15 protein-coding genes are annotated in these 14108 nt (G+C 66.8%); 12 read left to right on the top strand and 3 right to left on the bottom strand.

All coding sequences use genetic code 11. The annotated features are described in order from the left end of the window. Positions 1 to 47: 47 nt before the first annotated feature. The 7 genes from K3181_RS01765 (at position 48) to K3181_RS01735 (ending at position 5593) form a co-directional block, all read left to right on the top strand. Positions 48 to 1067, top strand: coding sequence for an NAD-dependent epimerase/dehydratase family protein (locus K3181_RS01765; protein ID WP_221600234.1), 1020 nt, complete (start codon positions 48 to 50; stop codon positions 1065 to 1067). After that, entirely contained in the window at positions 1067 to 1789 is a 723-nt protein-coding gene (locus K3181_RS01760; protein ID WP_221600232.1) for an SDR family oxidoreductase, read from the top strand. Before K3181_RS01765 ends, K3181_RS01760 begins: the two co-directional genes overlap by 1 nt. Positions 1790 to 1890: 101 nt before the next feature. Beyond that, the gene (locus tag K3181_RS01755; RefSeq protein ID WP_221600229.1) at positions 1891 to 2445 is read left to right on the top strand and encodes a TspO/MBR family protein; all 555 of its coding nucleotides are present in this window, start codon (positions 1891 to 1893) and stop codon (positions 2443 to 2445) included. A gap of 31 nt (positions 2446 to 2476) precedes the next feature. Then, on the top strand, positions 2477 to 2722 hold the full coding sequence (locus tag K3181_RS01750) for an accessory factor UbiK family protein (RefSeq protein WP_221600227.1): 246 nt from the start codon (positions 2477 to 2479) through the stop codon (positions 2720 to 2722). A 32-nt stretch (positions 2723 to 2754) separates the two neighbouring features. Then, entirely contained in the window at positions 2755 to 3354 is a 600-nt protein-coding gene (recO, locus tag K3181_RS01745) for a DNA repair protein RecO (protein WP_221600226.1), read from the top strand. Then, positions 3351 to 4418 carry a 3-isopropylmalate dehydrogenase gene (gene leuB, locus K3181_RS01740; RefSeq protein ID WP_221600224.1) on the top strand — a complete coding sequence of 356 codons (1068 nt, stop codon included), beginning with the start codon at positions 3351 to 3353 and terminating at the stop codon, positions 4416 to 4418. Before recO ends, leuB begins: the two co-directional genes overlap by 4 nt. Positions 4419 to 4450: 32 nt before the next feature. Continuing rightward, complete coding sequence (locus tag K3181_RS01735; RefSeq protein WP_221600222.1) at positions 4451 to 5593, top strand: glycosyltransferase family 2 protein; 1143 nt, start codon at positions 4451 to 4453, stop codon at positions 5591 to 5593. A gap of 183 nt (positions 5594 to 5776) precedes the next feature. Here the strand turns inward: K3181_RS01735 and K3181_RS01730 are convergent, their stop codons facing one another. Both K3181_RS01730 and K3181_RS01725 read right to left on the bottom strand, forming a co-directional pair. Next, complete coding sequence (locus K3181_RS01730; RefSeq protein ID WP_221600220.1) at positions 5777 to 7048, bottom strand: phospholipid carrier-dependent glycosyltransferase; 1272 nt, start codon at positions 7046 to 7048, stop codon at positions 5777 to 5779. Positions 7049 to 7088: 40 nt separating this feature from the next. After that, positions 7089 to 7409 carry a hypothetical protein gene (locus K3181_RS01725; RefSeq protein WP_221600218.1) on the bottom strand — a complete coding sequence of 107 codons (321 nt, stop codon included), beginning with the start codon at positions 7407 to 7409 and terminating at the stop codon, positions 7089 to 7091. Between K3181_RS01725 and K3181_RS01720 the strand changes: the two genes are divergently transcribed. Together K3181_RS01720 and K3181_RS01715 are read left to right on the top strand one after the other, a co-directional pair. Next, positions 7375 to 8580, top strand: a complete 1206-nt coding sequence (locus K3181_RS01720; protein WP_221600216.1) for a trans-sulfuration enzyme family protein — start codon at positions 7375 to 7377, stop codon at positions 8578 to 8580. The two genes, K3181_RS01725 and K3181_RS01720, sit on opposite strands and share 35 nt — an antisense overlap. Positions 8581 to 8637: 57 nt before the next feature. Next, positions 8638 to 10260, top strand: coding sequence for an acyl-CoA dehydrogenase family protein (locus K3181_RS01715; protein ID WP_221600214.1), 1623 nt, complete (start codon positions 8638 to 8640; stop codon positions 10258 to 10260). 40 nt (positions 10261 to 10300) lie between these two features. Here the strand turns inward: K3181_RS01715 and K3181_RS01710 are convergent, their stop codons facing one another. After that, positions 10301 to 10714 carry a DUF6628 family protein gene (locus tag K3181_RS01710; RefSeq protein WP_221600212.1) on the bottom strand — a complete coding sequence of 138 codons (414 nt, stop codon included), beginning with the start codon at positions 10712 to 10714 and terminating at the stop codon, positions 10301 to 10303. A 119-nt stretch (positions 10715 to 10833) separates the two neighbouring features. Between K3181_RS01710 and K3181_RS01705 the strand changes: the two genes are divergently transcribed. The 3 genes from K3181_RS01705 to apaG all read left to right on the top strand — a co-directional run bounded on the left by K3181_RS01705 (position 10834) and on the right by apaG (position 14108). Then, the gene (locus tag K3181_RS01705; RefSeq protein WP_221600210.1) at positions 10834 to 11445 is read left to right on the top strand and encodes a 2-hydroxychromene-2-carboxylate isomerase; all 612 of its coding nucleotides are present in this window, start codon (positions 10834 to 10836) and stop codon (positions 11443 to 11445) included. 105 nt (positions 11446 to 11550) lie between these two features. Further along, the gene (locus K3181_RS01700; protein ID WP_221600208.1) at positions 11551 to 13515 is read left to right on the top strand and encodes an alpha/beta hydrolase family protein; all 1965 of its coding nucleotides are present in this window, start codon (positions 11551 to 11553) and stop codon (positions 13513 to 13515) included. A 194-nt stretch (positions 13516 to 13709) separates the two neighbouring features. Next, the gene (gene apaG / locus K3181_RS01695) at positions 13710 to 14108 is read left to right on the top strand and encodes a Co2+/Mg2+ efflux protein ApaG (protein WP_221602791.1); all 399 of its coding nucleotides are present in this window, start codon (positions 13710 to 13712) and stop codon (positions 14106 to 14108) included.

The following is a 14108-nucleotide window of genomic DNA, read 5'->3' as shown; positions in this document are numbered from 1 at the left end:
CAACCCTCCTAACCTCCCGCCTGACAAAAGACAGGGGGAGCGAGGCCATGGCAGGCACAGTACTGGTAACCGGGGGCACCGGCTATATTGGCGGCGAGGTGATCGACCAGCTGCTGGCCAGGGGCTACAGCGTCCACACCACCGTCCGGAACAAGGCCAGGAGCGAGCCGAAACTGCGCGCGCGCTGGGCCGATGCGGGCGAGCGGCTCAAGGTCTTCCAGGCCGATCTGATGAGCGATGCCGGCTGGGCCGAGGCCAATGCCGGTTGCGACGCGGTCGCGCATGTCGCCTCGCCGTTTCCGATCGGCGTGCCCAAGGACAAGGACGAACTGGTCGTCCCCGCGCGCGAAGGCACGTTGCGCGCGCTCAAATTCGCGCACGAGGCGGGGATCGAGCGTTTCGTCCAGACCAGCAGCGCGGCGGCCATCGCCTACGGCCAGCCCGAGAAGGACAATTTCACCCATCTCGACTGGACCAATCTGACCGCAGGCGTGCCGCCCTATATCGAGAGCAAGACCGTGGCCGAGCGCGCCGCGCGCGACTGGGTGGCGATGCACGCGCCGACGATGACCTTCTGCTCGGTCAATCCGGTCGCGGTCTTCGGCCCTGTCTATGACGACGATATGTCGACCAGCGTCGAACTGGTGAAGAAGATCGTCGACGGCTCGATCCCGCTGATCCCCGACATGGGCATCTGCGTCACCGATGTGCGCGACGTCGCCGAGGCGCATGTCCGCGCGATCGAGGCGCCCGCGGAGACGGTCCGCGGCGAACGCTTCCCGTCCTCGGAGAAATTTCTCTGGCTGCGCGAAATGGCCGAGATCGTCCGCCAGCGGGTGCCCGAGCACGCAGCCAAGGTGCCCAGGCGCCCGATGCCCAACTGGCTGGTCAAGCTCCTCGCACTGTTCATGGACGAGATGAAGCAGATCAAGGGCGAGCTCGGAAACGTGCGCGATGTCTCGGGCAAGCATACCGAGGAGGTGCTCGGCTTCAGCTTCATCCCCGCGGAACAGACGCTCGAGGATACCGTTCGCAGCCTCGTGGCAAAAGGAATCGTGAAAGCCTGATGGACATGAACGGCAAGCGTGTGCTCCTCACCGGAGGCACGGCGGGTATTGGCGAACAGATGGCGCACCAGCTCAAGGCCAAGGGTGCCGAGGTGATCGTCACGGGCCGTTCGCTCAAGCGGCTCGAGGCGATGCGCGCGGCTGGCTTCGAGGCGATCGAGGCCGATCTGCACACGCCGCTCGGCGCCGAACGGATACTCCATGCGGTCGGCGACCGCACGATCGACGTGCTGGTCAACAATGCCGGGCAGGGGGTCGATCACGATTTTCGCGAGGCGGCGCCCGATCCGGACGCAGCCGACGACTGCATCTATGCCAATCTCAACACGCCCATCCGGCTGATCACTGCGCTGGTTCCACGCCTCAAGCTGCGTCCGGAGGCGGCGATCGTCAACGTCACCAGCGGCCTTGCCATCGCGCCCCGCGCCGGCGGGCCGGTCTATTGCGCGACCAAGGCGGCGCTGCGCAGCTACACGCAGGCGATCCGCGCGCAGCTGGCCGACACCAATATCGCAGTGATCGAGGCACTGCCGCCGGTGGTCGACACGCAGATGACCGCGGGGCGGAGGAACAAGAAGATGCCGCCGGCGGAATGCGCGCGCCAGATCGTCCACGCGCTGGAGAAGGGCCACGATGAGGCCAATGTCGGCATGGTCAAGGTGCTCAAGGCGGTCCATTCGGCCTCGCCGGCGCTGGCGCGCAAGGTCATGCTGCGATTTTGACCACGGCGACCCGTCGTGGCACGATTTCGTCCTGTCGCATTGCCACTGCGCACGGGCCTCGCCAAAAGGCGCATGAAACGAATCGTTGACGGGAAATCGACATGAACATGCTGGCGTCGCGCGGGCAGCTGCGCGCAAGTTTCATTCGCTGGGCGCTGTTTACCGTCCCGCTGGTGGTGCTGCTCGGCTTCCTCGCCGGCCAGCTCGGCAGCCCCGACACCGCGTGGTTCGCCAGCCTCGAAAAGCCTGCCATCTTCCCCGAACCGAAGTGGTTCGGGATCGTCTGGACCGTGCTCTACATCATGATCGGCTTTGCCGTGGCGATCGTCGCCTCGGCCTGGGGCGCGCGCGGGCGCACCGCGGCGCTGTGGGCCTTCGCGGTGCATTTCGCGTTCAACCTCTCGTGGAGCTACATCTTCTTCGGCGCACAGCAGATCACCGGAGCGCTGGTTGTGCTGGGATTGATCGTGCTGACGCTGCTGGTGGTGATCGCTCTGTTCTGGCGCGTCCGCCGGGGTGCCGCGCTGCTCCTGCTGCCCTATCTCGCCTGGGTCTGCTTCGCGACGCTGCTCAACTACCAGTTCCTCCAGCTCAACCCGCAGGCCGGCGAGGGAAATCCCGACGGCGCTGTCGAGCGCGTGCGGATAGGCAATTGATAGCGCGCGGCTCCGCGCCTAGGTAACGCCCATGCAAAGCCAGAACCCTTTGATCGCCGACTTCGTCAAACTCGCCAATTCGGCGGCCGGTACGCTTGCCGGCATGACCCGCGAGGCGCGCGACGCGGCGCGCGAACGCGCCAAGGGCACTTTCGGCGGGATGGATTTCGTCAGTCGCGAGGAATTCGACGCGGTCAAGGCGATGGCGAGCAAGGCGCGCGAAGAGGCCGAAGACCTCAAGGCCCGCGTCGCGGCGCTGGAAGCCAAGCTCAAGTGACCGTCGCCCCTGCCGCAGGGTAGGGACGCGCCATGCACCTCACCGCACCCGCCATCCTCGTCGCCGCGCGCCCGCATGGCGAGACGGCGGTGATCGCGCGCATGCTGACCGAACAAAACGGGCTGGTCGCGGCCTATGTAGCGGGCGGGCGCGGGCGGCAGCTGCGCCCGGTGGTGATTCCGGGCAATGTCGTGCAGGCTGAGATCCGCGCGAAATCCGACAGCCAGCTGCCCTTCGCGCGGCTCGAGCTGGTGACCAGCCGCGGACCGTGGCTGGGTGAACCGCTGCCCGCCGCGGCGATTTCCTGGGCGACCGCGCTGACCGCCGCCGCACTGCCCGAGCGCAATCCCTATCCCTCGCTGCACACCGCGCTCGGCGGGTTGCTCGACGCGATCTGTTCGGCGGGCGCGGCGCGCGACTGGGTCGCGGCGCTGGCGCTCTACGAGGCGCTGCTGCTGCGCGAACTGGGCTATGGCGGCGAGCGGCCCGAGATAGCGGACCTTGGCGAGGCCTTGGAAATTCTCGACCGCCAGGAGCCGCTGATCGCGCGCTACCTGCTTGCCGACACGCGCGCCGACGTCCTAGCTGCACGGCAACTCCTGAGGCAGCGACTGGCACGGATGGTGGAATGAAGATCGCAATTTTCCCCGGCGACGGGATCGGTCCCGAAGTGACGGCGCAGGCGCTGCGCGTGCTCGAGACGCTTTCGCTGCCGGGCCTCACCCTGTTCGAGGGCGATGTCGGTGCCGCCGCCTACCGCCGTCACGGCCATCCGCTGCCCGAAGAGACGCTCGAGATGGCACGTGCCGCGGATGCCATTCTCTTCGGCGCGGTGGGTGATTTTGCCTGCGACGATTTGCCGCGAGCGCTTCGCCCCGAACAGGCGATCCTCGGCCTGCGCAGCGAGCTCGGCCTGTTTGCCAATCTGCGCCCCGCGGCGGGCTTTCCCGGGCTCGAACACCTTTCCTCGCTCAAGCCCGAGGTCGCGCGCAGCATCGATCTCCTCGTCGTGCGCGAACTCAATGGCGACGTCTATTTCGGCGACAAGGGCGAGCGGATGAGCGCGGGCGGGCGCGAGGGCTGGGACGCGATGTCCTACAACGAGGCAGAGGTGCGCCGGATCGCGCACACCGCCTTCCGCGCCGCGATGGGGCGCGGCAAGCGGCTGACCAGCGTCGACAAGGCCAATGTCTTGGAGACCAGCCGCATCTGGCGCGAGACCGTGATCGCGGTATCCGGGGAATACCCCGAGGTCGAACTCGAGCACATGTATGTCGACAATGCCGCGATGCAGCTGGTCAAGTCGCCGGGGCAGTTCGACACGGTGGTCACCGGCAACCTCTTCGGCGACATCCTCTCCGATCAGGCCTCCGCCTGCGTCGGTTCGATCGGCCTGCTCGCGAGCGCGAGCCTCGGCGAACGGCAGACCGATTACGGCACCTTCGGCCTCTACGAGCCGATCCACGGAAGCGCGCCCGACATCGCCGGGCAGGGCAAGGCCAACCCGGTCGCGGCGGTGCTCAGCCTCGCCATGCTGTTACGCCATTCGCTCGGGCGCGAGGAAGACGCGGCGCGGATCGAGCGCGCGGTCGAGGCCATTCTGGCCGATCGCGTCTTCGGCGGCGACCTCGGCGGGACCGCCTCGACCGAGGATATCGGCGACGCGATTGTTAGGAAGATGGTAACCACATCTTGAGGAATGGCACGTAACCGGGTCATGCAATGGATATGACACCGCAGACGCAGCCCGACACGGCCACCGCGACCCTTGCCAGCGCCCGCCCGCTCGAGCTGGCAATCATCCTGCCGACGCTCAACGAGCGCGACAATCTTGCGCCGCTGGTCGAGCGGATCGAGGGCGCTCTGGGCCTGTCGGGCTGGGAAGTGCTGATCGTCGACGACAATTCCTCCGACGGCACCAGCGACGAGGCGCGTCGGCTGGCGCTTTCCGACCCGCGCGTCCGCGTGATCCAGCGGATCGGCCGCCGCGGGTTGTCGAGCGCCGCGATCGAAGGCTTCTGCGCCACCGCAGCGCCTTACGTGGCGGTGATGGATGCCGACCACCAGCACGATCCCAAGCTGCTCGTCGACATGCTCGCCTGCGTCAAATCGGGCGAGGCCGATGTCGCCGTCGCCAGCCGCTTCGCCGAGGGCGCGAGCATGGAGGAGTGGGGCCGGCCCGACCGCGAGAAGCTTTCGAGCGTCGCCAACACGCTCGCGCGCAAGCTTACCGGGGTCGAACTCAGCGACCCGATGAGCGGTTTCTTCCTGCTGCCCTCCGCCACCGCGCGCGCGCTGGTCCCGAACCTTTCGGGAATCGGCTTCAAGATCCTGCTCGACCTGCTCGCCACTTCCGAAACACCGCTCAAGGTGAAGGATTTCCCGATGAATTTCTCCGCCCGCCGCTCCGGCGAATCGAAACTGGACCGCGCCATCGCGCTCGATTTCCTTGCCGGCCTCTACGACAAGAGCTTCGGCCGGGTGATTCCGACGCGCTTCGCGCTGTTCGGCACGGTCGGCGTGATCGGCGTCGGCGTGCACATGGCGATCCTCTACGCCTTCCTGTTGTTCGGCGGGGCCAATTTCAGCTGGAGCCAGGCGGTCGCGACCTTCGGTGCGATGAGCTTCAACTTCTGGCTCAACAACTTCCTCACCTATCGCGACAAGCGGCTGAGCACGCCCAAGGGCATCTTCTGGGGCTGGGCGGCCTTCATAGCCGCCTGTTCGATTGGCGCCTTCGCCAATGTCGCGGTGGCGACGACGCTACACGATCGCGGCCTGCACACCGTGCTCGCGGCACTGGTCGGCATCGGCATCGGCTCGGTCTGGAACTACGCCCTGTCGAGCCGCTTCGTCTGGGGCAGGTATTAGGATCGGCCTCCCCGGTACGGGGAGGGGGACCACCGCAGGTGGTGGAGGGGCACTCTCCACTGCTCAGGACGCCCCCTCGTAGGCACCACATTTCCCATTGATGGTTTGGCATCCGGGTTCCGATCAGGCGTCGGTGCCCCTCCACCATGCTTCGCATGGTCCCCCTCCCCCGCCGGGGGAGGCCTACCTCCAGCTCGCGAGCCAGGTCCACACCGCGAAGCTGTCGGGGCCGGTGAGCGGCGCGGCGCTGATGATCGGGTAGAACCAGGCGAACACCAGCACGCTGCCGATCACGGGCGCCAGCGCGGTCTTGCGCCGACCGTTCTGCCATAGCGCATCGCAGGCAAGCGCCAGCGCGGCGAGCAGTGCCATGCTGGGCAGTGCGTAATGATAATAGAACTGCACCGGCTTGGCGGCGAATATCCAGAAGCCGAGGCTCGCTACATAGAGAACCGTCACACCCAGCGCGGCCCAATGGCGACGGACAAAGCCGTGCCAAGCGCACCAGGCGAGCGCGGGCAGGCCGAGCAGCATGGTCAGCGGGTTGCCGATCAGCATGATCCCGCGCTGGACGCCGTCGACCGGCTCGTAGAGGTACCAGATCGAGCGGACGTTCAGCACCCACTGCTCCCAGGTCGACTGGTAGGGATGTGGTTTCAGGACCTGCTCCTGCTGCGAGAGCATGAACTGGTGGTGGTACACCAGCCCCTCGGTGATCGGGCTGATGCGGAAGAAGAAGGCCGGGAGGAAAGTTGCGGCATAGACCGCCAGCGGTACCACGCCGAGCCACAGCGCGGCCTCGATCAGCGTGGTGCCGGGCACCGGCGCGCCGCGGCGGCTGCGGAACAGGCGTCGGCGGCCGGCCGCCACGCGGGCGAAGAAGAAGGCGAGGCCGGGCAGCATGGCGACCACCAGCGCGTTCCACTTGGCCCCCATGGCGAGGCCCAGCGCGATGCCGGTGAGTGCCAGCCTCCAGCGGCCCTGCTCGGGCTGGCGGATCGCACCGGCGAAGTGCCACGCGGCGAGTGCGAGGAAGGCGAGGTAGAAGATGTCCAGCATCGCGATGCGCGCGTGGATGAACAGGTGGAAGCCCGTCGCCAGCAGCACGCCATAGGCGAGCGTCGCGAAGCGGCTGAGCGTGGCGAACCACAGTGCGCGCATGGCGGCGAACAGCGTCAGCGTGCCGAACAGGCTGGGCAGCAGCCGCCAGCCCCAGGGATTGTCGCCGAACAGGGCGATGCCGAGCGCGAGCAGTTCCTTGCCGACCAGCGGGTGTTCGCGATTGGTGAACTCGCCGAGCACCAGCAGTTCGCGCGCGGCGGGCAGGTAGTGGATCTCGTCGAAATAGGGTTTCGCGACGACGGTCAGGTAGGGCAGGCAGGCGAGCCAGAAGACCAGCGCCAGCGCGGCGCACCAGCGGATCGGATCCTTGGGTTGCTCGGGCGCCCGGCTCATCGCCAAGCGGCTTAGAAAAGCCGCGCTCCCGCTTCAAGCGCTAAGCTTCGGAGGCCGGGCGCTTTTCCAGCCAGAACAGGCGAGCGACCATGGCGAGCCGGCCGGTGCTGGAGGTCGCGGCGACGAACAGCAGCCAGAGCGGCACCGCCATGCCCTGCCTGCGGCCGATGCCGATCCGCGGGTCGGCGCGCGCGCGGTGCTCGCCGTGGTCGAGGGGGCAAAGATGCTCCGCGCGGTCGGGCGCGGCGATGTCGGCGAAGCGGGGCTTGCCGCGCTGGAAGGCTGAGCCGCTTGCCGCGCGGGCGCGCCGTGCTATCCCGCAGCGCATGAAGAAGACCACCGGCATGGACCGCTCGATCACTCGCAACTGGCGCCCCGCGACGCAGGCCGTGCGCGGCGGTACCTGGCGATCGGAGCATGGCGAGACGAGCGAGGCGCTGTTCCTCACCTCGGGCTACACCTACGACGACGCGCAGACCGTCGCCGACCGTTTCGCGGGCGAGGCCGGGGGGATGACCTATTCGCGCCTCCAGAACCCGACCGTCGCCATGCTCGAGGAGCGCATCGCGCTGATGGAAGGCGCCGAGGCCTGCCGCGCACAGGCGAGTGGGATGGCGGCGATGACTACCGCGCTGCTGTGCCAGCTCTCGGCCGGCGATCACGTTGTGGGCGCGCGCGCCGCCTTCGGATCGTGTCGCTGGCTGCTCGACCATCTTCTGCCGCGCTTCGGGATCGAAACCAGCGTGGTCGACAGCGCCGACGACGATGCCTGGGAAGCCGCGATCCGTCCCAACACCAAGGTCTTCTTCTTCGAGACGCCCGCCAACCCGACGCTCGACGTGGTCGATCTCGCGCATGTCTGCGGCGTGGCGAAGGCGCATGGCATCACCACCGTGGTCGACAACGCCTTTGCCACCAGCGCGCTGCAGAAGCCGATGGAGTTCGGTGCCGACGTCGTCGCCTACAGCGCGACCAAGCTGATGGACGGGCAGGGCAGGGTGCTTGCGGGCGCGGTCTGCGGTTCGCAGCAATGGATCGACGAGGTGCTGCTGCCCTTCCAGCGGAACACCGGACCCAATATCGCCCCCTTCAACGCCTGGATTGTGATGAAGGGGCTCGAAACGCTCGACCTGCGCGCTCGCCGGCAGAGCGAGAATGCGGTCGAGTTGGGCAAGTTCATCGAGCCGCGCGTGCCCCGGATCCTCCATCCCGGCCTGCCGAGCCATCCGCGCCACACCCTCGCGACGCGCCAGATGGTCGCCACCGGCCCGATCTTCGCGCTCGACGTGGGCGACCGCGCGACCGCCTTCGCGCTGCTCGACGCGCTCGAACTGGTCGATATCTCGAACAATATCGGCGATGCGCGCAGCCTGATGTGCCACCCGGCGAGCACCACCCATGCCGGGATGACGCAGGAGGATCGCGACCAGATGGGCGTGACCGAGGGCCTGCTGCGGATCAATGTCGGGCTGGAGGATATCGAGGATCTCGAGGAAGACCTCGATCGTGCGCTGACCGCGGCGGGGTTCTAGCCGCACGCAGAGGCGTCGCGCCGCCGCCGTAGCGGCGCGGGTGATGAGGAGAGGACAATGCCGAACAACCAGCCGGTGAGCATGCTCGATACGCATGAGGTCTTCAACCAGCCGCCACCGCTGGAAGGCCACAACCCGTTTTCGGGCGATCGCGCGCTGGTCGCCGCGCTCGCGAAAGCTGGCGGCGCGGCGCATGGCGAGCATCTGGTCGGGCTGGGCGCAAGCTGCGGTTCTGCCGAAGCGATCGAATGGGGCGTCGAGGCCAATCGCGTGCTCCCCGTGCTCGAGAATTACGACCGCTACGGCCATCGCATCGACGAAGTGCGTTTCCACCCCGCCTATCATTCGCTCATGCGGCTGGGGCTCGATAACGGTTTTGCCTCCACTGCCTGGCAGGGCGGGGCGGCGGGCCATGTCGCGCATGCCGCAATCCTCTACCTTACCAGCCAGGTCGACTGCGGGACGAGCTGCCCGATGACGATGACCTATGCCGCCGTGCCCGCGCTGGGGGCCGAGGAGGCGGTGGCGAGCGAGTGGGTGCCGCGGATCGCCGCAGGCCGTTACGATCCCGCCTTCCGCCCGGCGCAGGAAAAGGCTGGGGTAACGATCGGCATGGCCATGACCGAAAAGCAGGGCGGATCGGACGTGCGCGCCAATACCACCCGCGCGGTGCGCACGGGCGAGGACGGCTGGTTCAGCCTCACAGGGCACAAATGGTTCTGTTCCGCGCCGATGTGCGACGCCTTTCTGACGCTCGCCTATACCGAGGAAGGGCTGACCTGCTTCCTCGTCCCCCGCTGGTTGCCCGACGGGACGCGCAACACGGGCTTTCGCGTCATCCGGCTCAAGGACAAGCTGGGCGACAAGTCCAACGCATCCTCCGAAGTCGAATATCACGGCGCGCTGGCGCAGCGGCTCGGGCCAGAAGGGCGCGGTGTCGCCACGATCATCCAGATGGTCCAGCACACGCGGCTCGACTGCGTTATCGGCTCGGCGAGCCAGATGCGCGCGGCGCTGGCGCAGGCGCTATGGCATACGAGCCATCGCACGGCCTTTCAGAAGCAGCTGGTCGACCAGCCGCTCATGGCCAATGTCCTTGCCGACCTCGCGCTAGAAAGCGAAGCGGCGATGGCGCTCGGCATGCGGCTCGCGCAGGCCTTCGATGGCGACGAGCCGCTCGCGCGGTTGCTGACGCCGGTCGCCAAATACTGGGTCTGCAAGCGCGCGCCGAACATGGTCTATGAGGCGATGGAAGCGCATGGCGGGGCGGGCTATGTCGAGGCGGGCCCGATGCCGCGGCTGTTCCGCCAGTCGCCGCTCAATGCGATCTGGGAAGGCTCGGGCAATGTCATCGCACTCGACGTGCTGCGCGCGGCCGCGCGCGAGCCCGAAACGGTCGGTGCGATGCTCGAATGGCTGGGCGCGCAAAAGGGGCTGCATTCGGCCTATGACGCGGCGCTCGTGGCATTCGATCCTGCGGCGATCCGCGAATCCACCGCGCGGCTCGCGGTCGAACGCCTCGCGTTGCTGTCGCAGGCCGCCGTGCTGCTCGAATGGGAAAGCCCGCTGGCCGAAGCTTTCTGTACCCTGCGGCTGGGCGAACGCGGCATGAGTGTGGGCGCCTTCGATGCCGAGATCGACACGCAGGCGATCATCGCGCGGGCGATGCCGGCAGCCTAGCCAACGCCCGCGCGCGTAGCTGCGGCGGCGTGACGGGGCTCTAGAGCTTCCAGCCGTTGCGGATCGCGATCCGCTCCAGCTCCTTGCCCAGCGCATGCGCGCTGCCCATGGCGACGGGGCAGCGCGCATCGTCGGTCAGCGCGGCATGGACATCGAGCCCCGCACCGCCGACCAGCGTCATCAACAGCCCCTCGTCGCGCGTCATTCCCGCCGCACAGCAGGGCGCTAGCAGGATCTTGCGCCGCGAACTGCGCGAGAGATCGAGCACCAGCGCGCGTGCCAGCACCAGAAGCCTGCGGAAATCGGTTCCCGCCGCATCGAGCGCGAGCAGGCTCGCACGCGCGTCCTGGAGCCCGTGCGCGGCCAGCCGCCGCAGGATCACCAGGCCGAGCGTCTGGTGGCGCCGCGCGGGCAGCGGCAGGTCGAGGGCGGGCGAATCAGACGAATGGGCCATGCGATCTCCTTTCGGCCGATCCTATGCTATTGCAAATCATTCGCAAGTGAAGCTTGCAGGCTTTTCCCATTGTCCCGGTGGCGCGGATTTGGGAGGAACGTGGAGGAAGAGGAGGCCCGATGCCCAAGACCGTCGAATACATCTTCGATTTCGCCGCGCCCAACGGCTATCTCGCCTGGTACCCGCTCAAGGATATCGTCGCGCGGGCCGGGGCGCAGCTCACCGTAACGCCGGTCTTCCTCGGCGGGATGCACAAGCTTACCGGCAATGCGCCGCCGATGATCCGCGACGCCGGGGTGAAGGGCAAGGTTCCCTATGCCGCGCTCGAGTTCCAGCGCTTCCTCGACCGCCACGGCATGGACCGGTTCCGCATGCACCCGGCGCTGCCCTTCAATTCGATCATGCTCCAGCGCGTGCTGGTTGCCGCGCAGGACGAGGCCGAGCGACAGGCGATCGTCGAGGCGCTGCTGCCCGCGGTATGGGAGCGCAATATCGATTGCGCCGATGCCGACGCGGTCGCGTGCGAACTGGCGCAGGCCGGGCTCGATGCCCAACGCCTGCTCGCCGCGACGCAGGACGCGGAGGTGAAGGCGCAACTCGTGGCCAATACCGAACATGCGGTCGAGCGCGGCGCCTTCGGCATCCCGACCTTCTTCGTCGACGGCGAAATGTGGTTCGGCAAGGAACGGCTCGGCCAACTCGAAGGGTTCCTCGAGGGCGGCAAGCCGTGACAGAGCCAAGTATTCGATCGCGATGACTGCCCGCCAATAGTGTAGTAGCTTGCGCCGTCACAATCTTGCGCTAAGGTCTCGCGGGGGTTTGATTTCGGGGGTCGCATGAATTTCGTGAAGGTATTCTGTGCCGTGGTGCTGGCCGCGGCAAGTCCGGCATTTGCCCAGGAAGGGAATGGTCCGACCGAACCCGTTTCCCATTTGGCAGTCGAGAACGCTGAAATTCCCATTGCGGCCTTCAGCACGCGCAGCGACTTCGGCACGGCCATGCTCTCGCCCAAGGGCACGCGCTTCGCCTTCGTCCACCGCTCCGATGGAGAGGCGAAGGTCGTGCTCATGGACTCGGATACGCTCGAGCCGCTCCACACGATCCGCACCGGCGAGAAATACGGCTTCAACTGGTTCCGCTGGGCGGGCGAGGATCGTATCCTGATGTCGATCGAGGCAACCACCAGCTTTTTCGGCATGCCGATACCCATCAGCCGCCTCGTCGTGTTCGACATACCGACGCAAAAGGCCACGGCCATCGGGTTTCGCAAGCAGGGCGTGGAGGGTGACGATGTCCTCTACATCGACCCCTACGGGCGGTTCATCATCCTATCGATGTCCGAAAGCCTTTTCGAGCAACCCGATGTCTGGCGCTATCCGCTCGACGGGTCGGGAGAAGACGGGGCGGTGAAGGTGCAGAAGCGCGACCGGCTGGTCGACGAGTGGTTTGCCGACGATCAGGGCACGGTCCGCATGGGGGTTGGCTGGACTCGCGGCGACTCGACCATCATCCACTATCGTTCGGCGCCTGGCGAGGACTTGCGACGGGTGACCAAGCTCAAGCGGGACGCCGAAGAGCTCGACAATTGGGATATCCTCGGCATCTACGCGGGGAGTGATACCGGCTACGCGATGATGAAGGGGGCGGACGGCCGGCAGGTCTTGCGGGAGTTCGACTATGCAACCGGTGAACCTGGCCGGCTGATCCACCAGCAGCCGGGGTGGGACGTTGATTCCGTCCTCTTCAATGATCGCAAGCTGGTCGGAATACGCTATACCGATGACGAGCGGCAGACCGTGTGGTTCGACGAGGAGATGGCCGCGCACCAGAAGGCGCTCGAACAGGCATTGCCCGGAAGCCGGATAAGCATCGCGTCGCGGGCCGGGACCGAGCGCATGCTGGTCATGCAGTACGGTGCCTCCGATCCTGGCGCGCTTTATGTCTTCACGCCGGCGCAGCGAAGCCTGAAGATGATCGCGGCGTTACGCCCCGAGATCGATCACACCCGCATGAGCGAAGTTCGCGCGATCGAATATGCGGCGCGCGACGGGACGCCGATCCGCGCCTACCTGACCTTGCCGCGCGGCCGGGAAGCGCACGATCTTCCCTTGGTGGTGCTGCCGCATGGCGGGCCCTACGGTATCCGCGACACTTTGCGCTACGACGACTGGCCACAACTGCTCGCCAGTCGCGGATATGCCGTACTGCAGCCCAATTTCCGCGGATCGGGCGGGTATGGCGAGGCGTTCGAAGAACTGGGCGACGGCCAGATTGGCCGCCGTATGCAGGACGATCTCGACGATGCGATGGATTGGGCGGTCGCGAAGGGGTTCGTCGATCCCGGGCGCGTCTGCATGGTCGGGGCAAGCTATGGCGGTTATGCCGCGCTGTGGGGTGTCATCCGCAATCCCGAGCGCTATCGATGCGCGGCCAGCTTTGCTGGCGTGACCGACTTCAATGCGCAGATCAAATACAGCGGCAAATATATGGAGCGCCGTTATCGCAAGGATTTCCGGCGCAAGGTCAAGGGCGAAGGCGATGCCGAGATCGATCTCGACGATGTGTCGCCCGCCAGCCAAATCCATCGCCTGACGCGGCCGGTCCTGCTGGTTCACGGCAACGAGGACACCCGGGTTCCATTCTCGCAGTTCAAGACCATGGTGGAAGCGGCAGAGAAGGCCGGGAAGACGCTCGAAACGCTCGAACTCGAAGACAATCACAACCTTGCCAAGGAAGAAAGCGAACGCGCTTGGCTGGAGGCGCTCGTCGCCTTCCTCGCGCAGCACAATCCGCCGGATTAGCCCGGGGCAGGTCCAAGTTTCGGCCCGAAGGGGGAGGGGCGGCGCGCGATCCGCCCGGTTCTTCGGGCAAACCCCGAGGCGTCGCGTGCACCTGCACCAAGCGCTTGTTTAATCGCGCTGAATCGCCCGCCCCCGGGGGATAAGTGCAACCCACGGGTTGCGCCGCCTTGCGGTGCCTCTACATAGGTAGTGTGATCAAAGAACTCTTCCAGCATGCCGCCATCACCCACGGGATCACCGTGCGCGTGGCGGTGAACTTCCTGCCCGAGCAGTCGCGGCCGGAAGCGGGGAAGTGGTTCTGGGTCTATCACATCCGCCTCGAGAACGGTTCGCACGAGCGCGTCCAGCTGATGACCCGCCACTGGCGCATCACCGACGGGCGCGGGCTGGTCAGCCATGTCGATGGCGAGGGCGTGGTCGGCGAACAGCCGGTGCTGATGCCGGGGCAGAGCCACGATTACGTCAGCGGCTGCCCGCTCGATACGCCGCACGGTTCGATGGAGGGCTTCTACACCTTCCACGCCGAAGACGGTTCGCCGCTCGAAGTGCGCATTCCCTTCTTCCCGCTCGCCGCGCCCGCCACGGCCAAGTAA

It is taken from the genome of Qipengyuania mesophila, assembly GCF_019711655.1.
Taxonomy (GTDB): Bacteria; Pseudomonadota; Alphaproteobacteria; order Sphingomonadales; family Sphingomonadaceae; genus Qipengyuania; species Qipengyuania mesophila.
This window is presented reverse-complemented; position numbering and strand designations above follow the sequence as displayed.